The sequence below is a fragment of the Bacillus sp. AFS037270 genome, assembly GCF_002585305.1.
Map to the genome: position 1 here is coordinate 39,882 of NZ_NUNF01000065.1, position 20,323 is coordinate 60,204.

Annotated in this window: 17 protein-coding genes, 1 pseudogene and 1 other annotated feature; of the genes and pseudogenes, 13 read left to right on the forward strand and 5 right to left on the reverse strand. The window is 39.7% G+C overall.

Annotated elements, in window-relative coordinates; translation table 11 throughout:
* The first annotated feature begins 10 nt into the window (after positions 1 to 10).
* From COD92_RS26240 to COD92_RS26265, 6 genes are all read left to right on the forward strand, one after another.
* The gene (locus tag COD92_RS26240) at positions 11 to 1,195 is read left to right on the forward strand and encodes an MDR family MFS transporter (protein ID WP_098996639.1); all 1,185 of its coding nucleotides are present in this window, start codon (positions 11 to 13) and stop codon (positions 1,193 to 1,195) included.
* A 145-nt stretch (positions 1,196 to 1,340) separates the two neighbouring features.
* Positions 1,341 to 3,119 carry a sensor histidine kinase gene (locus COD92_RS26245; RefSeq protein ID WP_098996640.1) on the forward strand — a complete coding sequence of 593 codons (1,779 nt, stop codon included), beginning with the start codon at positions 1,341 to 1,343 and terminating at the stop codon, positions 3,117 to 3,119.
* On the forward strand, positions 3,094 to 3,840 hold the full coding sequence (locus tag COD92_RS26250; protein ID WP_098996641.1) for a LytR/AlgR family response regulator transcription factor: 747 nt from the start codon (positions 3,094 to 3,096) through the stop codon (positions 3,838 to 3,840). The genes COD92_RS26245 and COD92_RS26250 overlap by 26 nt, the downstream gene beginning before the upstream one ends.
* A 140-nt stretch (positions 3,841 to 3,980) precedes the next feature.
* A complete protein-coding gene (gene cstA, locus COD92_RS26255) occupies positions 3,981 to 5,774 on the forward strand; it encodes a carbon starvation protein CstA (RefSeq protein ID WP_098996642.1) in 1,794 nt (597 codons plus the stop codon).
* Between the two features lie 138 nt (positions 5,775 to 5,912).
* Positions 5,913 to 6,135, forward strand: a binding site (T-box leader).
* A gap of 231 nt (positions 6,136 to 6,366) precedes the next feature.
* Positions 6,367 to 8,784 carry a leucine--tRNA ligase gene (gene leuS, locus COD92_RS26260; RefSeq protein WP_098531987.1) on the forward strand — a complete coding sequence of 806 codons (2,418 nt, stop codon included), beginning with the start codon at positions 6,367 to 6,369 and terminating at the stop codon, positions 8,782 to 8,784.
* Positions 8,785 to 8,849: 65 nt separating this feature from the next.
* Positions 8,850 to 9,164, forward strand: coding sequence for a rhodanese-like domain-containing protein (locus COD92_RS26265; RefSeq protein WP_098532040.1), 315 nt, complete (start codon positions 8,850 to 8,852; stop codon positions 9,162 to 9,164).
* A gap of 66 nt (positions 9,165 to 9,230) precedes the next feature.
* On the opposite strand, the gene COD92_RS26270 is transcribed toward COD92_RS26265, so the two are convergent.
* The 3 genes and pseudogenes from COD92_RS26270 to COD92_RS26280 all read right to left on the reverse strand — a co-directional run bounded on the left by COD92_RS26270 (position 9,231) and on the right by COD92_RS26280 (position 11,559).
* Complete coding sequence (locus tag COD92_RS26270) at positions 9,231 to 9,647, reverse strand: hypothetical protein (protein WP_141561144.1); 417 nt, start codon at positions 9,645 to 9,647, stop codon at positions 9,231 to 9,233.
* A 166-nt stretch (positions 9,648 to 9,813) separates the two neighbouring features.
* Positions 9,814 to 10,959: an RNA-guided endonuclease InsQ/TnpB family protein gene (locus tag COD92_RS26275; protein WP_098996644.1), complete on the reverse strand. Its 1,146-nt coding sequence runs from the start codon at positions 10,957 to 10,959 to the stop codon at positions 9,814 to 9,816.
* Positions 10,956 to 11,559: pseudogene (locus COD92_RS26280) on the reverse strand (IS607 family transposase). The gene COD92_RS26275 and the pseudogene COD92_RS26280 overlap by 4 nt, the downstream one beginning before the upstream one ends.
* A 190-nt stretch (positions 11,560 to 11,749) precedes the next feature.
* Here COD92_RS26280 and COD92_RS26285 point away from each other — a divergent pair.
* Positions 11,750 to 11,935: a sporulation protein Cse60 gene (locus COD92_RS26285; protein WP_098531989.1), complete on the forward strand. Its 186-nt coding sequence runs from the start codon at positions 11,750 to 11,752 to the stop codon at positions 11,933 to 11,935.
* A gap of 9 nt (positions 11,936 to 11,944) precedes the next feature.
* Here COD92_RS26285 and COD92_RS26290 read toward each other — a convergent pair whose 3' ends face one another.
* The gene (locus COD92_RS26290; RefSeq protein WP_098996645.1) at positions 11,945 to 13,219 is read right to left on the reverse strand and encodes a BaiN/RdsA family NAD(P)/FAD-dependent oxidoreductase; all 1,275 of its coding nucleotides are present in this window, start codon (positions 13,217 to 13,219) and stop codon (positions 11,945 to 11,947) included.
* Positions 13,220 to 13,423: 204 nt separating this feature from the next.
* On the opposite strand from COD92_RS26290, the gene COD92_RS26295 reads away from it, so the two are divergent.
* The 6 genes from COD92_RS26295 to COD92_RS26320 all read left to right on the forward strand — a co-directional run bounded on the left by COD92_RS26295 (position 13,424) and on the right by COD92_RS26320 (position 18,197).
* On the forward strand, positions 13,424 to 15,055 hold the full coding sequence (locus tag COD92_RS26295) for a putative polysaccharide biosynthesis protein (protein ID WP_098531991.1): 1,632 nt from the start codon (positions 13,424 to 13,426) through the stop codon (positions 15,053 to 15,055).
* Entirely contained in the window at positions 15,045 to 15,764 is a 720-nt protein-coding gene (locus tag COD92_RS26300) for a pseudouridine synthase (RefSeq protein ID WP_098531992.1), read from the forward strand. The genes COD92_RS26295 and COD92_RS26300 overlap by 11 nt, the downstream gene beginning before the upstream one ends.
* 151 nt (positions 15,765 to 15,915) lie before the next feature.
* Complete coding sequence (speD, locus tag COD92_RS26305) at positions 15,916 to 16,725, forward strand: adenosylmethionine decarboxylase (protein WP_098531993.1); 810 nt, start codon at positions 15,916 to 15,918, stop codon at positions 16,723 to 16,725.
* Positions 16,726 to 16,826: 101 nt separating this feature from the next.
* A complete protein-coding gene (locus COD92_RS26310; RefSeq protein WP_098531994.1) occupies positions 16,827 to 17,261 on the forward strand; it encodes a DUF2935 domain-containing protein in 435 nt (144 codons plus the stop codon).
* 156 nt (positions 17,262 to 17,417) lie between these two features.
* Positions 17,418 to 17,843, forward strand: a complete 426-nt coding sequence (locus COD92_RS26315) for an SRPBCC family protein (protein WP_098996646.1) — start codon at positions 17,418 to 17,420, stop codon at positions 17,841 to 17,843.
* Positions 17,844 to 18,197, forward strand: a complete 354-nt coding sequence (locus tag COD92_RS26320) for an ArsR/SmtB family transcription factor (RefSeq protein WP_098531996.1) — start codon at positions 17,844 to 17,846, stop codon at positions 18,195 to 18,197. It begins immediately after the preceding gene.
* 43 nt (positions 18,198 to 18,240) lie between these two features.
* Here the strand turns inward: COD92_RS26320 and COD92_RS26325 are convergent, their stop codons facing one another.
* Positions 18,241 to 20,235 carry a YhgE/Pip family protein gene (locus COD92_RS26325; RefSeq protein WP_098996647.1) on the reverse strand — a complete coding sequence of 665 codons (1,995 nt, stop codon included), beginning with the start codon at positions 20,233 to 20,235 and terminating at the stop codon, positions 18,241 to 18,243.
* Positions 20,236 to 20,323: the final 88 nt, after the last annotated feature.

The following is a 20,323-nucleotide window of genomic DNA, read 5'->3' on the forward strand; positions in this document are numbered from 1 at the left end:
AGCGTTTTTCATGCCACGTGCCTTATGGCTATTAATTATTGGGATGGCAGTGAATGTAATTGGCTCTTCTTTTTTATGGCCTTTAAATACAATCTATATTCACGATCATTTGGGAAAATCTTTATCTGTTGCGGGTATTGTTCTGATGCTTAATTCTGGAGCAAATGTAATCGGTAACCTGTATGGCGGTCATTTGTTTGATAAAATGGGCGGCTATAAATCTATCATTCTGGGAATTGGAATCTCCTTATTAGCCCTTATCGGGTTATCCATCTGGCATAACTGGCCTCAATACGTCGTTTTCTTAACCATCGTGGGTTTTGGAACAGGAATTATTTTTCCTGCAATGTATGCGATGGCTGGTTCCGTATGGAAAGAGGGAGGCCGTAAATCTTTCAATGCTCTTTATGTGGCTCAAAATGTGGGGGTTGCTGTTGGGGCTTCATTAGGTGGAATTGTAGCAGATTATTCCTTTCAACTCATTTTTCTAGCAAACACGATTATGTATGTTATCTTTTTATTGATTGCTGTCTTTGGATATAAAGGGATTTCTGTAAAACCAGCACATGAAGAACACAAGGAAGTAAATGTAAAAGCAGTTAGCAGAATGAATCTCCAGGCATTAATGATTCTGTGTTTAGGTTATTTGCTTTGCTGGGTTTCCTACAGTCAATGGATCACAACGATTGCTTCTTATACACAGGAAATCAATATCACACTCACCCAATATAGTTTATTATGGACCATTAACGGTGCGATTATCGTTCTGGGGCAACCGCTTTTAAACGGGATCCTCAAAGCACTTAACTCATCATTAAAACTACAAGTTCTGATCGGTATTGGGATCTTTATTATTTCGTTTATCGTCGCAGGGAAGGCCAGTACTTTATCAGGCTTTTTAGCCGCTATGGTTATTTTAACGATCGGTGAGATGTTCATTTGGCCGGCAGTTCCAACGGTTGCTTTTGCGTTAGCGCCAAAAGGCCGAGAAGGTTATTATCAAGGAATCGTGAACAGTACGGCCACTGGCGGAAGGATGATTGGTCCAGTGCTTGGCGGATTACTGGTCGACCACTATAATATGTCCACTTTATTTACTGTATTAATCTTGTTATTTATAATCGCGATCGGCACAACCTTAGTTTATGACCGAGGTTTGCAGCCTAAAGAGAAAATTACCGCAAAAACAATATAAGTTTAGTAAACCACAGTCAAAGATAACTGTGGTTTTTCTTTTAAACATAACTTTCTAGTATGTTTAAATGATCTCCTGTCTCATTTTTTGTTATAGTAATTCTATAGAATTGTAGTTCCTGAGAAGGATGAAAGTGGGGGATGATATGCTTACCTTAATTCCTCTCATGCTAGAGCGGGTTGGTATTTTAATTATTGTTGCTTTTATATTATCAAGAATGAAATCGTTTCGGCAGGTAATCCATAATGAGCGGGGGATAGCAGCAAAAGTAACCATAATTGCTATATTTGGTGCCTTCGGGATCATCAGCAATTATACCGGTGTAGAAATAGGTCATGGGATGGTTATGTCACAAGACTGGCTGACAGACGTTGATACTGCCGGTGCTATTGCGAACACAAGGATTATGGGTGTGGTGATTGGCGGTTTGCTTGGCGGGCCGATGATTGGTATCGGAGTAGGCTTAATTGCTGGATTGCACCGATTATCGCTTGGAGGATTTACCGCGGTTGCCTGTGCTGTATCGACCATTTTTGCAGGAGTCGTAACTGGATTTTTAAGTAAGCGTTTTAAAATAGAGGAAAGAGGCTCTACCCCGAAAGCCGTTATCATGGGGATTTTGATGGAATGTCTCCAGATGGGAATTATTCTTTTATTAGCAAAACCCTTTGATGAAGCACTTAACCTGGTAAAGCTAATTGCCTTTCCAATGATTGCAATTAATGGTTTTGGGACACTTTTATTTTTACTTATTATTCAGGATATTTTTCATGAACAGGAACGAACACGGGCACTACAGACACATAAAGCTTTATATATTGCCAATCAAACGCTGCCATTTTTTCGCCAGGGCTTGAATAAGGATTCTTGTACAAAAGCGGCGGAGATTATTTTGAAATGGACGGGGGCAGATGCCATCGCCATCACAAATCAACAGCAAGTATTAGCCCATGTTGGAGCTGCTTCCGATCACCATCTTCCGTCCGGAATGATGGCCACCGAATTAACCAAAAAGGTGTTGGATCAAGGCAGAATTATTATTGCAAAATCAGCCAAAGAAATTCAATGCTTTAACCCGAATTGCCCATTAGAAGCGGCCATTGTGTTACCTCTTAAGGTAGATGATAAAACGGTCGGAACCTTGAAGCTTTATTTTACTAATTCTAGCAAACTAGATAGGGTAGAGCAGGAACTTGCAGAAGGTTTAGGGAAATTATTCTCTGGTCAGCTTGAAATGGCTGAATTAGAACGGCAGAGGCGCTTATTAAAAGATGCTGAAATAAAAGCACTGCAAGCCCAAGTGCACCCTCATTTTTTGTTTAATGCGATTAATACCATTTCAAGCCTTGTCCGAAAAGATGCAGACCAAGCAAGAAAGCTATTAATACAGTTAAGTGTTTTCTTTCGCAGTAATCTCCAAGGTGCACGTCAAATGTTGATTCCGCTTGAAAAAGAGCTTGAGCATGTCGAGGCCTATTTGTCGATTGAACAAGCAAGATTCCCTGACCGTTATAGTGTGCAAGTAGAAATTGATCCATCATTAGAAGAGGTCTTAATACCACCATTTACTTTGCAGCCGCTGGTGGAAAATGCGATTCGTTATGCCTTTTCAAAAAACAAAACGGGAACTGTTCGAGTACGGGCCTTTCAAGCTGAGGGGAGAATGGTTCTTGTTACAGAAGATGATGGAAAAGGGATCACAGAGGAGAAACTTGCAGTACTAGGAAATGAAACAGTTGATTCAGCCGATGGAACAGGTACCGCCTTATGGAATATTAAGAAAAGGATTGAAGAACTTTATGGGCCGGATGCATCGTTACAGATTGATAGTATACTAGATAAGGGAACGAAAGTTGTGATTAAATTGCCATTAACAGGGCAAAGGTGGGGGGAAGAAAGTGTTAAAAGCCTTTATCGTGGATGATGAACCGCTTGCGAGAGACGAGCTTTCCTATTTGCTCAAACGCAGTAAGCAGGTTGAAGTAGCAGGAGAAGCTGATTGTGTCGAAGCAGCACTCGAGAAATTGAAAAACTTAGATATTGATGTCATCTTTTTAGATATCCAGCTTGCAGATGAAAGTGGAATTGAAATAGCCAGTATATTAAATCAGTTAGACTATCCGCCTTTGATCGTGTTTGCTACGGCATTTGATGAATATGCGCTTAAAGCTTTTGAACTCAATGCTGTTGATTATCTATTAAAACCAATGGATGAAAAAAGAATCCAGAAAACGATTGATAAGCTTTATAAGCTGGTGGGCAGTAGTGAACAGAATATACCTCTTTCATCTAAACCGCATTCGTTTCAAAATGAGCGTTTTGAAAAACTAGCAGTTTCAATTGATGGAAAAATCGTTTTACTTCATATAAATGACATTGTCTATATTGGCACTCAGGACGGAAAAACCGTTGTAGCTACAGAAAAGCAAAAATTGTGGGTTAATGAACCATTGGTAACATTTGAACGAAAATTACATAATACGTCTATTATTCGCGTTCATCGTGCTTTTTTAGTAAATATTGATACCATCATCGAGATTGAACCATGGTTTAATTCTACCTACAATTTAATTATGAAATCCGGCGATAAGGTTCCAGTCAGCAGAACCTATACAAAAGAACTGAAACAGCTGCTTGGAATTTGACAGCTGTTTTTTTGTATTTCAATTCGGAATTTATGTCTTTCATCCCTAGATTGCCGCAACTTATCTTGAAAAACACATGTTATCGTTTTCATTTAATATGATTAAGATAAGCTATTAATTTAGGGGGAGGATGAAATAAAATGAATGCGGTTTCAGTTGTGATTGGCTCCATCTGTATCTTAATGATTGCGTACCGTCTATACGGGACTTTCATGGCTGCAAAAGTCTTAAAGTTAGATGATTCCAAGCCGACACCGGCTCACGAGTTAAATGATGGAAAGGACTACGTTCCAACAAATAAATGGGTGACATTCGGCCACCACTTTGCAGCGATTGCGGCTGCAGGTCCACTTGTTGGGCCAATCCTGGCGGCACAATTTGGTTATTTGCCAAGTTTACTTTGGCTATTAATTGGAGCTGTAATTGGTGGTGCGGTCCATGATGCTGTGGTACTTTATGCTTCCATGCGTAAAAAGGGGAAATCTTTATCGGAAGTAGCAAAAGATGAATTAGGCCCTGTTGCAGGATTTTGTACTGGACTTGCTATGTTATTCATCATTACGATTACAATGGCCGGTCTTTCAATGGTCGTGCTTCATGCCCTTGAGAATAATCCTTGGGGAACCTTTTCAGTAGGAATTACTATTCCAATTGCGATGGGAGTAGGAATTTTTTATAAGAAAACAGGTAATTTAAAGATAACTACGACAGTAGGATTTATCCTAGTCATGGTCGGTGTCTTTGTTGGACCAATGATTCAAGATACGATTATTGGGGATTGGCTCACCCTAGATACCAAAACATTAGCAATTATCCTGCCAATCTATGCTTTCTTTGCAGCGGCACTGCCTGTATGGCTGTTGCTTGCACCTCGTGATTACTTAAGCAGTTTTATGAAAATTGGTGTATTTATTGCCCTTATCATCGGAGTTTTCATTATTAATCCGACGATTCACATGCCAGCATTTACGAAGTTTACCCAAGGCGGCGGTCCTGTCATAGCTGGTCCAGTTTGGCCATTTATTTCGATAACGATCGCCTGTGGTGCGATTTCTGGTTTCCATGCCTTTGTTGGTTCAGGTACCACACCAAAAATGCTAGATCGCTGGTCAGATATTAAGGTGGTTGGCTTTGGCGCGATGTTAGTAGAGTGTGTTGTCGGGATTATGGCATTAATTGCAGCAACCGCGCTTCAGCCGGCAGATTATTTTGCGATTAATTCAACTCCAGAAGTGTTCAAAACATTGGGAATGCATGTTGATCAATTACCAAAGCTTGCCCAGGAAATTGGAATTGACTTAGAAGGGCGAACAGGCGGTGCGGTAACATTAGCTGTAGGTATGACCTATATCTTTACTGCCATCCCTTGGTTTGCGAAATTATCATCCTACTTCTTCCAATTTGTCATTATGTTTGAGGCGGTTTTTATTTTAACGGCAATTGACTCTGGTACACGTGTAGCCCGTTATTTGATTCAAGATTTCTTTGGAGAATTCTATAAACCTTTGAAAAAAACAGACTGGCTGCCAGGCTCCATTTTTGCAAGTGCTTTAGCATGCTTTATATGGGGATATCTGCTCTACTCAGGAGACATCGGTTCAGTTTGGGCCTTGTTTGGAGTATCGAATCAGTTAATGGCCTCCATTGGTCTAATCATTGGTGCAACCGTTATTCTAAAGGTTGCCGACAAACGGTGGTACGTGTTTACTTGTTTAGTACCTCTGGCATATTTATTTGTTACCGTTAATTATGCAGGCTATTGGATGGTCAAAAACGTCTACTTAAATCCAGCAGCAGCAGGGTACAGTGTCTTGAATGGTGTTCTATCGATTACGATGCTAGTCCTTGGCATTATTATTATGGTGACAGCGATTAAGAAATGGACAACGATGTGGAATTCCCCGCGTTTTCAATTTGGTTCAAAGGTTGCATAGAATAATGGGGCAGTTGACTTCAATAGTCAGCTGCTTTTCATGTTTAAAAAAGGCCTTACTCGTCCATCCTGAAATTAGGCAAATGTTTGCTTGCATAGTAGCAGAAAATTTAATACAATAACCGTAATACTTTATATTAAAAAAACAGTGATCAGGAGTAGTAATGATTCATACTCGACAGATTAGAGAGTTGACGGCTGGTGAAAGTCAACCGAGTACATCATGAACTCGCCTTTGAGTTGCAGGCATGAACAAACAGTAATGGCTGCCGTTTACCGCGTTAAGGTTGAATGAAGCGAGTGTTTAGGCACTAATGTGGGTGGTACCGCGGGAAGATACATATAATCCTCTCGTCCCTTTTTGGGATGAGGGGTTTTTTTATTTTGAGTGGAAAAGGGGCGGAGCGGCGCAAAAACGAGTCAGTATAACCAAGTGTTGCGAAGTGTATACATTTTTAGACACATAAATGAAGTTAACTACAGCTCTGCTCACACCGCCTTTATTAGGTGAATATGGTAGAGCTCTGAATCTATATCATGTTTGAAGGTGGCGTGGAACGCCATATTAGTTTTGTATAGGAGGAAAATCAAAAATGAGCTTTAATCACGAACAAATCGAGAAAAAGTGGCAAAAAAAGTGGGAAGAAGAAAAAACGTTCAAAACGAGCGAGGAATATGATAAACGGAAATTCTATGCCTTAGATATGTTTCCATATCCATCCGGTGCAGGGCTTCATGTAGGTCACCCAGAAGGATATACGGCAACAGATATTCTTTCCCGTTTAAAAAGGATGCAGGGATATAATGTTCTTCATCCAATGGGCTGGGATGCCTTTGGATTGCCTGCTGAACAGTATGCATTAGATACAGGTAACGACCCTGCTGAATTCACAGAAAAGAACATAAATACGTTCCGCAGACAAATTAAATCACTAGGTTTTTCGTATGATTGGGACCGTGAAGTAAACACGACTGATCCTGACTATTATAAATGGACACAATGGATTTTCTTAAAGTTATGGGAAAAAGGGCTAGCCTATATTGATGAAGTAGCCGTCAACTGGTGCCCTGCACTAGGAACTGTTTTGGCAAATGAAGAAGTTATTGACGGAAAAAGTGAACGCGGCGGCCATCCGGTTGAGCGCCGTCCGATGAAGCAATGGATGTTAAAAATTACTGCTTATGGTGACCGTTTACTTGAGGATTTAGAAGAGTTAGATTGGCCGGAAAGCTTGAAAGAAATGCAGCGAAACTGGATTGGCCGCTCTGAGGGAGCCGAAGTCATTTTTAAAATCGATGGGCATGATGAAACATTTACCGTGTTCACAACACGTCCAGATACTTTATTCGGTGCAACTTATGCAGTGCTAGCACCTGAGCATGCCTTTGTTGAAAAAATTACAACAGTGGAGCAGCGTGCCGCTGTTGATGCCTACTTAGATAAAGTTAAAATGAAGAGCGACTTAGAGCGTACAGACTTAGCAAAAGAAAAAACAGGTGTATTTACCGGTGCGTATGCCATTAATCCTGCAAATGGCGAAAAAATGCCAATCTGGATCGCTGACTATGTATTAGTAAGCTATGGAACAGGTGCGATTATGGCTGTCCCTGCCCATGATGAACGCGACTATGAATTTGCTAAAGTTTTCAACTTACCAATTAAGCCAGTCGTGGCAGGCGGAGATGTAGAGAAAGAAGCCTACACTGGTGACGGTGAGCATATCAACTCTGAGTTCTTAAATGGGTTAGATAAAGAAGAGGCCATTTCAAAAATGATCACTTGGCTAGAGGAAAAAGGAATTGGAACGAAGAAGGTTACTTACCGTTTACGTGACTGGTTATTTAGCCGTCAGCGATATTGGGGCGAGCCAATCCCAATAATCCATTGGGAAGATGGCACGATGACAGCCGTTCCGGAAGAAGAGCTGCCATTAACCTTACCAAAAACAACTGACATCAAACCGTCTGGAACTGGAGAATCACCACTTGCTAACATTGAGGACTGGGTAAATGTTGTCGATCCAAAAACGGGTAAAAAAGGCCGCCGTGAAACGAATACCATGCCGCAATGGGCAGGAAGCTGCTGGTACTATTTACGATATATTGATCCAGAAAATGATCAAGAATTAGCATCACAAGAAAAATTAAATCATTGGCTTCCAGTTGATATTTACATTGGCGGTGCCGAACATGCCGTGCTTCACTTGCTATACGCACGTTTCTGGCATAAGTTCTTGTATGACATCGGTGTGGTGCCAACTAAAGAACCATTCCAAAAGCTATTCAACCAAGGAATGATTTTAGGCGAAGGCAATGAAAAGATGAGTAAATCAAAAGGAAATGTTGTCAACCCTGATGACATCATTGAAAGCCATGGTGCCGATACCCTTCGTTTATACGAAATGTTTATGGGGCCGCTTGATGCGTCGATTGCGTGGTCAACCAATGGCTTAGATGGATCCCGCCGCTTCTTAGATCGAATTTGGCGCCTGCTAGTGGAAGAAAACAGCGAGTTAAGTCCGAAAATCCAGCCAGATGAAGAAGCATCAAACCTTGAAAAAGTGTACCATCAGACCGTGAAAAAAGTTACCGAGGATTATGAAGGATTAAGATTTAATACAGCCATTTCACAAATGATGGTATTTATCAATGAAGCGTATAAAGCAACCGTTCTTCCAAAGGATTACATCGAAGGCTTTGTTAAGTTACTAGCTCCAGTTTGTCCGCATATCGCCGAGGAGCTATGGGAAAAGCTAGGACATAGCGGCACCATCTCTTATGAAGCATGGCCTGCATATGATGAAGCGAAATTAGTCGATGATGAAATTGAGATTGTCATTCAAGTAAATGGCAAAGTCAAAACGAAATTAAAGGTTCCAACAGATGCAACGAAAGAGGCATTGGAAGGAATTGCAATGGATGATGATCGTGTCAAGGAACAAATCGAGGGTAAGACGATTCGCAAAGTGATTACTGTACCTGGTAAATTAGTAAATATTGTAGCAAATTAATCAGGATGCAAAATTGAACATCCTCCTGTGAAATGGAGGATGTTTTTCTGAAAGGGATGAATGGGATGGAAGAAATTAAAGTGATTACACCAGAAGAATTACAAAAAAAGCTCGAGGCAGGGGAAAAACTAGAGCTTGTCGATGTACGGGAAGATGAGGAAGTAGTTTTTGGAATGATCCCGGGAGCAAAGCATATTCGGATGGGGGATATTCCTGCTAACCTAGACTATTTTGATAAAGATAAGGAATATATTTTTATCTGCCGTTCCAGTCACCGCAGTGGTAACGTCTGTCATTATCTTCAAGAACAAGGTTACAAAGTCCGCAATATGATTGGCGGAATGCTGGCTTGGCCATTTGAAACTGAATACACAGAATAACCGATTCCGTTTTGGAATCGGTTTTTTCGTTTCATTAGCAGCAAGAAGGTGTTCTCTAACTGCCAATCAGGTTCCACCTGTAGTGGTATCAAATCCATGATGATGACCAGAAAATGTTTCTCCGCCGTTACCGAATTGATCCTGTGGTTGATTGCTATTATCAAAGCCTTGTCCACTGTTATCAGTGTTTGTATCCGTTGTCTGTTGATTTTGGTCAAATTGCGAAGTACTGTCCCCACCCCAGGAATTATTGAAATCCTGTTCGGATTGCTGATCTTGTCCTGATTGTTGATCTTGTTGTGAATTAAATCCCCCTTGTGAGGGCTGCTGATTTGTATTGTTATTTGAGAGTTGTCCTTGATTAGTAGCTACTTGATTGTTGTTATTACCGCCGTTTGATAACCCAAGATAGGAGACCATTCCTGCCACAAGTGCTAAGCTGCCGAAGCTGACACCCCAAGAAATCTTTTGTTTTTTATCCACCTGAGATACTGCTACTAAAAACATAAACAAATATAATCATTCATTTATGCTAGATTATTTCCTGCTTCTTTGAACCCGATCTCGCCACTTGCTCGCTACTATCGTCTGTTTGGCTCTCCACAGGCGTTAATTCGGATGTAGCCCACCCTACATCTATACTTTATCGTTAGGTGACAATTGTATAGTTCATTGCGTATTTCAGATTTAAACTAGCATTGAAATCTCGGTCCATCTCGATTCCACATGAATCACATTTGTAGATTCTTTCAGATAAAGATAGACGAACCTTCTTAAGTCCACAGCAGGAACAAAGTTTAGAAGATGGGTAGAATCGACTTACGATTCGCAATTCAATCCCATTCTGCTTGCATTTTTGTTCCAAGCATACTCGGAAATAATAGAAACTTTGTTTTCTAACACTATCAGCAAGATGTTTGTTTTTTAACATGCCTTTGATGTTTAAATCTTCAATCGTAATAAAAGAGGGTTTGGCTTTCACCACTCGAGTTACGACATCCCGTACATATTCTTTTCGAATATGAGTTAATCTAGCATTTAGTTTTTGAATCATCTTTACTTGTTTTTGGATATTTTTGCAGCAGGTTTCACCACCTTTCTTTTTGTATTCATATTTTCGACTAAGCTTTCGCTGCTGACGTTTTAAGCTTTTTTCTAGCTTCCTAATTCTGGGTGAATGGTTTATATTCCCATAAACATCCGTATTACTGCAAACTGCAAAATTCATTATTACAACATCGATTCCTAATCCATCATGGTTGTTGACTGTTTTTTCTTTAGGTGGCACTTCACATAAAACCGAAACATAATATCGACCTGCTTTTTGCGAAACTGTTCCGCTTCTAACTTGGGCGTTTGTTGGAACATATCCGAATTCCTTCAACTTGATCCATCCTAAGGTAGGAATCTTAACCCGATGGCGTTCGACTGTCCAATCTGTTTTATTGTTCTTTGGAAAATAAGCTTTCACATCTTGATCTTTCTTCTTTTTGAATCGAGGAAATTTAGCTTTCCCTTCAAAAAAATTTCTAAATGCTTTATCGCCATTCATAATCGCTTGCTTTACTGCTTTACTAGACACTTTCTTGATCCAAGGGTCGTTTTCTTTGGTATAGACATTATTAAGCCATTTAGAAAAATCAAATCCACTTATAAATTTCTTTTCTTTTTCGTAAAGATCTTGATTTCTTTTTAGATATAAGTTGTAAACATAGCGGCAAACCCCTATCGTTTGGTTCACTTTCTCTGCTTGATTGGAAGTCAATTCTATTTCGGTTTTGTAGGCCCTTTTCATAACTCATTATCTTCTTTCAATTTCTTTTTGTATTTTCTTAAACCATCAATACGACAAGAAAAAACGTGAATAATTGAAATTAAATCCTGAACGAGTTCTTCTTGTGGAGAAAGGGTTTCATTGTTCACAACGACCATTTCTACTCCACACTTTTGCAAAAAGCCTTCAAACCATTCAAATCCGAAACGTACAAACCGATCTTTATGAGAGATAATAATGGTTTTTATTTCTAGTTTTTTTAACCAAGTCTAGTAATTCATTCCAGTTCTTTCGTTTGTAATTTAGTCCACTCCCAATATCTTTCAGGATATCATCCACAATCCATCCTTTGGCATTGGCAAAATTCCTCAAAAACTCAATCTGGTTTAATAAATCTTTTTTTTGATTTTGGTTGGATACTCTCGCATAAATGACCGTCTTACCTACTTTATTTTCCTTTGGAATCCCCCTGTATTCACGATACTTTGTTTCAGTATAGTACCTTCTTCCTTTAGGGTTTCGATAGGCTATCAATTTACCTTCATTATCCCATCGTTGGAGGGTTATGACGCTTAAGTCCAACATGGACGCAAATTCCTTTGGTTTGTATATTTTTTCCATAGTATAATTTTATTACTTTTGAACACATTTGGATGTGTTTTTTGTCACTGTTAAATATCTCCTTTCTACATGACCTCAAAAGGGAGTTTACATGTTCAAACTTAAAATAACCTTAACTTTTATAGTTATTTATTTTTAAAATTCTGAAAAAGTGAGAATACTAGTAGAAAAAAGAGAGGGAGAGAGTTTTGTGATCCAAGTAAAGTTATTTGACCGGGAGCATGAAAAAGATTTAGAAAAAGAGATGAATCGATTTTTAAAAGGAATAGATGATCAAAGCCTTGTCGATATCAAGTACAATGTGGCTGCATTGACAGAGGAAGAAGAGGAAGAGCAGATTTACTGCTTTTCCGCAATGATTATCTATCGGGCGTGATAGTGAACTTCACGCCCGATTAGCTTTTGCAGATAGAGCTGCATTGGTTCCAGCAAGCCTTCCTGTTACCAAGGCCGATGTAATGTTATATCCGCCTGTGTAACCGTGAATATCTAGGATTTCCCCACAAAAATAAAGACCCTCCATCAATTTTGAGGCCATCGTTTGCGGCTCGATCTCTTTTACGGTAACTCCGCCGCCCGTCACAAATGCTTTTTCGAGCGGAAGGGTGCCATTCACTTTGAATTGAAATTGTTTGCAGCCCTTTGCAAACGCACGGATTTTTTCATTAGAAATGGTGCCTCCTTGCTCAGAAGGATCAATATCATTCAATTCTAGCAGAAATAGAAGATAACGCTCAGGTACCATTCCCTTTAAGGTATTTTTGATACTTTTTTTAGGTTCGCTTTTTACGAGTTTGACAATCTCTTGAAAAATTTCTTCCTCTTTTCTGTCTGGAAGGGTGTCAAGGCTCATCGTTACCTCTTTTAAATTCCATTTTTTCATTGCCTTGACAACAAATTGGCTGCAGCGCAAAACAGCCGGGCCGCTCACGCCAAAATGGGTAAACAGCATATCCATCCGATGCGAAATCAAGGGTTTGCCCTTCGGATTTAACACACTAAGATTAATATCCCTTAACGATAATCCCTGCAGCGTTTTCTTTTTAATAAAGGGCTCACTTGATGTCACAGGTACCTCGGTAGGGAACAATTCAGTGATTGTATGTCCCGCTTTTTTAGCCCAGGCATAACCATCACCTGTAGACCCTGTATGGGGGACCGATTTTCCTCCCACGGCAATCACTACTGACTTAGTGGATAGTTGTTGTCCATCTTTTAGCAGAACGGAAGAAACATGTCCATTTTCATAAAGGACGTCCGCGACAGGGCTATTTTTGAAGACTCTTACACGGAGTTTTTCTAGCTGTTCTAAAAGGGCATCAACCACAGATTGGGCTTTATTGCTAACTGGAAACATCCGCCCGTGATCTTCTTCTTTTAATTCAATTCCGAGCTTTTCAAAAAAGCGAATAATATCTTCATTACTGAAAATAGAAAAGGCACTATATAAGAATTTTCCGTTGCCTGGCAAGTGCTTAATAATCTCTTCAACCGGCAGCCTGTTCGTCACATTACAGCGTCCCCCTCCGGAAATGGCTAGTTTTCGGCCGAGCTTATCTCCTTTATCGATTAAGAGGACTCTTGAGCCCTTTTCACCAGCTGCAATGGCAGCCATTAATCCAGAAGGACCGCCGCCGATGACTATACAATCGTAATCCATTTTATCCACCAACTTTAATTTATTCATTTCATTATAAACATAACTTGTGAAATTAAAACGAAAAAAGTTATTTTTTTAAGTGAATTAACTCGGTTGTGAGTGGCATCGGAGGGAAAGAAGTTGTAAACTACTAATAGTGCGCAAAAAACGTCGATTATTCTTTGTGAACTAACGAACGTATCTTTTCGGGTAGGAAGGGATTTTATGCAGTCTAAGCTTTTAAGAGGAACGTTTATATTAACGCTCGGAACCATACTTTCTAAAGTAATTGGACTTATTTATGTTATACCGTTTTATCAGATTGTTGGAAAACATGGGACACAGCTTTATTCCTACGGATATGTCCCTTACACCATATTCATAAGTATCGCAACGGCTGGTGTACCACTGGCTGTTTCAAAATTTATTGCAAAGTATAATGCGCTTGAAGAATATGCTGTGGGCAGAAAATTGTTCAAATCCGGATTAATGGTGATGTCTTTAACTGGTTTTGCTGCGTTTTTAATTATGTATCTAGCAGCCCCAATATTAGCTGAAATGAGTAATCCAGGAAAGGGTCAATTGGATGATGTGGTAACCGTCATGAGGGCAGTCAGTTTTGCCTTAATCCTTGTTCCTTTTATGAGCTTGATCAGAGGGTATTTTCAGGGGCATCAATCGATGGGACCAAGTGCTGCATCACAAGTGGTTGAACAAATCGTGAGGATTTTATTCACACTGGTGGGGGCCTATGTGGTCTTGAAATTTTTAAGCGGGTCAATGGTAACGGCTGTAAGTGTTGCTACGTTTGCGGCCTTTGTTGGAGCGATTGGAGGCCTTGCTGTCTTATTTTGGTATTGGTATAAACGGAGGCCATATTTAGATGAGCTTTTGGAGAAAGATAAAGGAACGGTCAATATTTCGCTGAAAGAGATTTATAAAGAAATCTTTATCTATGCGGCCCCCTTTGTATTTGTTGGGATTGCTAATCCATTATTCCAACTTATCGATCAATTTACCCTTACTAAGGCCTTAGTAGAAATGGGAACTTCAAAGAAATTGGCCGATACTGCTTTTGGAATTTTGAACTTTGAGTCGCATAAAATTGTGATAATTCCTGTTTCCCTAGCCACTGCCTTTTCATTAACACTTGTCCCGAGTATTACAAAGGCGTATGTGGAGAATGACCGTAAAAACTTAACTGACCAATTAAATCAAACCTTTCAGGTGTTATTATTCTTAACACTGCCTGCGGCGATTGGATTATCCTTATTAGCAGAGCCAGTCTATACAGTTTTTTATGAGCATGATGCACTTGGGACACAGGTTTTAGGTGCCTATGCGCCAGTAGCGATTCTTTTTTCTCTTTATTCAGTTACAGCGGCGATTATGCAAGGGATTAATGAACAGCGGTATACGATTTTAAGCTTACTAGTGGGACTATTGGTTAAACTATCTCTTAATATTCCTTTAGTTAAGATGTTTGAAACAAGAGGGGCAGTTTTGGCAACAGCGATTGGCTACTCGGCCTCGATTATTATTAATTTAATTGTCATCAAATATTTTTCCCGCTATCAATATCGATTTATTTGGCGGAGAAGCCTATTGATTGTTATTTTTGCAGGCTGTATGTGGGTTGGCACGGAGGTTATGTATAGATTTTTATCGGTGTTTTTATCTCCTGCATCCAAAATGCAATCAATCTTAATTATTTTAATAAGTGCCTTTGCAGGGGCAGCCATCTATTTTTATCTAGGATTAAAATCCGGACTTGCAACTCGATTATTCGGGAACAGAATTGAGCGTGTCCTCACTAAATTTAAGCTGCCAAGAAGGAGGCAAAGCGTTGAGAATTGATAAGATGTTAGCAAACCTTGGCTACGGCAGCCGGAAAGAAGTAAAGCAGCTTTTAAAAAGCGGTGCCGTTAGAATAGATGATGTAATCGTTAAGGACCCAAAACAGCATGTTGATGAAAAAATTCAAACTGTGACCTTAAATGGTGAAGTGATTGAATACAAAGAGTTTATTTATTTAATGATGAACAAGCCTCCTGGGGTGTTGTCGGCGACGGAGGATAGTGCTGCGGAAACTGTAATCGATCTGTTGGAGATTGGGGATCAAGTTTATGAGCCTTTTCCAGTTGGGAGATTGGACAAGGATACAGAAGGCTTATTACTGATAACCAATGATGGTCAATTAGCGCATCGCTTACTTTCACCGAAGAAGCATGTGCCGAAAACCTACTTTGCTGTCATTGATAGAGAAGTGACGGAAGAGGATATAAAAGCCTTTGCCAAAGGGGTAACTCTTGATGACGGGTATGAAACAAAGCCAGGTGAATTGAAAATTTTAAAATCTGGACTCCGCTCTGATATTGAGCTGACCATTACCGAAGGAAAGTTTCATCAGGTAAAAAGAATGTTTGAGGCTGTTGGGAAAAGGGTAGTCTATTTGAAGCGTATTTCTATGGGGCCTCTTCCATTAGATGAAACTTTAGAGCTCGGAGAATATCGGGAATTAACGGATGAAGAAGTTGAGTTATTACGGGAGTATCAAGTCAAATAATCACCAAGGCAGCTAATATTAGCTGCTTTTTGTGTTTTACCTGGGTGGTTGATAAATTTGGAATTCGGTCGAAATAATAGTAACGAAGCTTAAAAATGGGTACCATACAGGTAAATACGCATTAAAGAAGTGTTGCTAAGGGGGAACTGTTATGAAACTGACACACGACCAGGCCATTGAGTTACACGGTTTCAATAACCTAACCAAGTCTTTAAGTTTTAATATGTATGATATTTGTTTTACAAGAACGAGAGAAGAACGGGAAGCCTATTTAAAATATATTGACGAACAATACAGTGCGGAAAGATTGCAAAAGATTTTAAAGCATGTTGCTGAAATTATAGGTGCCCATGTATTAAATGTGGCCTATCAGGATTTTGAACCGGCCGGGGCAAGCGTGACTCTATTAGTATCTGAGGGACCTGTGACACATGATGTCCCTTCAGAATCCTTTGAAGAATCACCAGGGCCGCTTCCAGAATCATTGGTCATGCAGCTTGATAAAAGTCATATCACGGTTCATACATACCCAGAATTTCATCCGGATGAAGGTATCAGTACCTTTAGAGCCGATATTGATGTTTCAACGTGCGGAGAGATTTCCCCGCTAAAAGCCCTTCACTATTTAATTAGGTCATTTGAAACCGATGTAATGACGATAGATTACCGAGTTCGTGGTTTTACAAGGGACAAGAACGGACATAAGCTTTTTATCGATCATGAAATCAACTCAATCCAGAACTATATCCCTGAAGATGTTGGCGAATTATTTGATATGATTGACGTCAATGTTTATCAGGAAAACATCTTTCATACCAAATGTAAACTCCGTAATTTTGATTTGAATAACTATTTATTCGGCTATACAAAAGATAAGTTAACGCCGGATGAACATATTGAAATAACTGAGAGATTAACGATTGAGATGGATGAAATTTTTTATGGGAAAAATATTGTTTAAGAGCTCATAGGTCCTGATCTCTTTTTATTTTAAAATAAGTGAGTGAATATTTTACAAGCCCCTCCCATACATTGAAAGGAATGATGATGGGGGGGATGTCTATGCAATTCTATTACGGACCGCAAATGCCGCTTCGGATATTAGATGAGGCAGAATTCTGGAAACATCAAGAAGAGGAACATACAGTGGTCATCAGGGAACTGGTATCAGGACTTGAACGAGAATTTTTTGATGCATTAATAAAATGGGAGCAAGCACTTGGAGAAACGCATCAGCAGGTCGTCAGGTTTATCGAGTCGGTAGTTCGGTCAGGTGCGCAAGTATCCAATCAATTGTATCAACAAGTCCTACAGCTAGTTGCCTATTGTTTGCAGCAGAGCGAATCGTTTATCCAGCTTTGTGAACAAATCAAAGTACAAAGTGCAGCAGTCAGCGGTAATCAAACAGCAAAAGTGGTCTTAAATCATATTATCCGGGAATCTGAATACTTTATTGGCATCGCTCAGGCGCTATTATCAAGTGGTCAAGGAGCATAACAGTTGAATGAAAAGAACAGTTTACGGTGACCTTACTAGCTATAAGGCACCTTTTTATTTTTTTAGATAGCTTGACATGAAACCAAAAGGTGTTATATAGTTTTAATGTGAAACCAAATGGTTTCGTAATTTGAGCTTAATTGAGGAGGACTTTTAGTGGAAAATCAATCACAAGCTACATTAGAAGATATTAAATATACAGTTGTTTATAATGCACCAATTGAAAAAGTATGGGATGCGGTTGCAACAGCAGAGGGGCTAAGTGCGTGGTTTATGCCAAATGATCTTAAGCCAGTAGAAGGTCATGAGTTTCATATAAATGCAGGTCAATTTGGCATGTCACCGTGTAAGGTTACACAGGTAGATCCGCCAAACCGTCTTTCTTTTAATTGGGGAAAAGACTGGACCTTAACCTTTGAATTAAAGGATTTGGATGAGAAAACAGAATTAACGTTGATCCATGGCGGCTGGGATGTAAATAAAGTTACCGAATTTGGCGCACCACATACACCAATTCGTGATAACATGAACAAAGGCTGGGCAGGCCTTGTGAAAAAGCTTCAAGCATATGTTGAGGCGTAAATGGCAGCTTCCTCAGCAAAACATGATGTATTTCAAGCGATTGCTGACCCAACCCGCCGAAGGCTATTAAAACTTCTTAGTACCCAAGAGATGCCTGTTACAGCGATTACTGAACATTTTCCAATTAGCCGGACTGCCGTTTCTAAACATTTACGAGTTTTATCTGAAGCTGGGTTAGTGAAGGAGCGGAAGGTTGGACGAGAAACACGGTACAAGCTGCAGCCAGATCCTTTAGTTGAACTAAAAGACTGGCTCCAATATTTTGAGCTATTTTGGGAAAATAAATTGGGGGCACTGGGACGTTTGTTAGAAGCGAATGATTCAGATTCGGAAAACGATGAATCAAAAAAGTAAATATACAAAAGTGATACCCATAAAGGATATCACTTTTTGTTTTTTAATTAACAGATTGTGGTTTTGAGTGCTGCAAATGACTTGTTATCCAGCCAATCAGGGCCGCGACTACTAAATAAATCAATAAAATTACTATTTGCTGCTGTAGCTGTGCCCAATCCCCAAGTGTAATTACATCCTGGAATCCTCGTAACGAGTGTGCCATAGGAAGCACTTTGCCAATCTCACTTAGGACAGGATTACCCAATTCTCCAGGGAATGTCCCGCCGCAGGTAGCTAATTGCAGGACTAACAGAGTAACAGCCATAAACTTCCCAGCTACTCCAAACACCGTTACTAACATAAGAATAAACGTCATAAAAGTTAAGGATACAATAATACTAGATAGGATAAATAAAGGAACACTGGCTAAATGGACTTTAAAGCCAAAAAGAACGACTAAATCAACGAATAGTACTTGAATTAAGGCAATTGCGTATTTAAGAGCAAGTTTGTTAATAAAATGCTCCGTTCCGTTGATGTTCATATCCTGTCTCCGCCCTAACGGAAGGATATTCGCCGCCATAATCCCTCCAACATAAAATGCTAGAGATAAGAAGTAGGGCATAATTCCTGTTCCATAGTTCGGTACATGAGATAAATCCGATTCAACTAACTGCACCGGTTCTGAAAACATCGAGGTTAATTGGTCGGTATTATGGACTTCCGATGTTTTCGTTGCTGCCTCATTCAATTTAACAGCAAGTTCATTGGACCCCGTTGATAATTGCCCCAAACCATCTACCAACTGATTTGTACCTTGATCAAGTTTGTTTCCTCCGCTGGCTAGATCAATGATACCGGTATGAAGTGAATTAAACCCTTGTTTCCATTGTGTGAATCCGTTCGATAATTCTATTGTTCCATCAGCAAGTTTTGAAGCACCACTCTCAGCATCCTTCATTTTTGTTCCAAAATGCTTCATCCCGTATTGAAGCTTTGTCTCACCTTGTACTAAAAGGGAAGTGCCTTGGTCGAGTTGGTTCTGGCCATCTTTCATAGAATCTGCAGCAGTTGATAGTCCAGCAGCCTTTGCGGCCATTTGTTGAATTGCTGCATCATCTTGCAGCTCAGGATGACTTTGTAAAAATTGTTCAATTGAATTCTTTAGGTCATCGGCAGTACTTTTCAGATTTTCTTGACCCTGTGCCAGCTTTTGTTGACCCAGCGCTAAATCCTTTGTACTTTCAGTCAATTTGTCCATGCCTGTTTCAAGGTTGGTATGGCCCGCTGCGAGTTTTGACATGCCGTCAGAGAGTGTAGCCGAGCCGTTTTTAATCGTGTCAAGCCCTTTGGCTAACTGATCCTGACCGATAGAGAGCTGCTGACTTCCATCCTTAAGCTTTGCTGCTCCAATATTCAAGCTGTGAACACCATCTGATAGCTGTACCATTCCATTTTTTGCATCGGTTGTTCCTTGATTGATTTTAGCAGCCCCATCACCAGCGTCACGTAATCCGTTTGCTAGTTCCTGAAACTTTGAAAATACCCCATCTGCATATGACTTGGTAATGCTATTCGCGATTTTCGTTTTCATTTTTTCGGTTGCAGTCGTGCTTATTTGTGATGCAACGAAGTTTTTACCGGGATTTATTTTATACACGAGCTTGGCCGGCTGTGGATGCTCATCCATTAAGGTACTTACCTTTTGTGAGAAATCTTCTGGAATGGTTAGTACCATGTAATAAGTTCCAGCATTTATTCCTTCGTTTGCCTTCTTTTCTGAAACGAAATGGAAATTTAAATCCTTATTTTCTTTCAAGTTCTTAACAAAATCTCGGCCTGCGTTAATGGATTTATGTTCCATCATGGAGCCTTTATCTAAATTAACTACAGCTACTGGAAGGTGATCTAATCTTCCATAAGGGTTCCAATATCCGGCGAGGAAGAAGCTTGAATAGATTAATGGAACCATTAAAAGAAAGATTAAGGCAATTCTTCCATGTTTATGATGCCACATCATTTTTAAATCTCGAAATACTAACTTTAGTCCCTTCATAAATACCCCTTTGAATTTTTGATTTAATAACATAACCATTATTTTAAATGGAATTTTATATATTGTATAATATATAATTTGTTATGGA

Coding starts and splice junctions, on each gene's coding strand:
- COD92_RS26240 (WP_098996639.1), top strand. CDS start 11: ATGCCACGTGCCTTATGGCTATTAATTATTGGGATGGCAGTGAATGTA.
- COD92_RS26245 (WP_098996640.1), top strand. CDS start 1,341: ATGCTTACCTTAATTCCTCTCATGCTAGAGCGGGTTGGTATTTTAATT.
- cstA (WP_098996642.1), top strand. CDS start 3,981: ATGAATGCGGTTTCAGTTGTGATTGGCTCCATCTGTATCTTAATGATT.
- leuS (WP_098531987.1), top strand. CDS start 6,367: ATGAGCTTTAATCACGAACAAATCGAGAAAAAGTGGCAAAAAAAGTGG.
- COD92_RS26265 (WP_098532040.1), top strand. CDS start 8,850: ATGGAAGAAATTAAAGTGATTACACCAGAAGAATTACAAAAAAAGCTC.
- COD92_RS26275 (WP_098996644.1), bottom strand. CDS start 10,959: ATGAAAAGGGCCTACAAAACCGAAATAGAATTGACTTCCAATCAAGCA.
- COD92_RS26290 (WP_098996645.1), bottom strand. CDS start 13,219: ATGGATTACGATTGTATAGTCATCGGCGGCGGTCCTTCTGGATTAATG.
- COD92_RS26295 (WP_098531991.1), top strand. CDS start 13,424: ATGCAGTCTAAGCTTTTAAGAGGAACGTTTATATTAACGCTCGGAACC.
- speD (WP_098531993.1), top strand. CDS start 15,916: ATGAAACTGACACACGACCAGGCCATTGAGTTACACGGTTTCAATAAC.
- COD92_RS26310 (WP_098531994.1), top strand. CDS start 16,827: ATGCAATTCTATTACGGACCGCAAATGCCGCTTCGGATATTAGATGAG.
- COD92_RS26320 (WP_098531996.1), top strand. CDS start 17,844: ATGGCAGCTTCCTCAGCAAAACATGATGTATTTCAAGCGATTGCTGAC.
- COD92_RS26325 (WP_098996647.1), bottom strand. CDS start 20,235: ATGAAGGGACTAAAGTTAGTATTTCGAGATTTAAAAATGATGTGGCAT.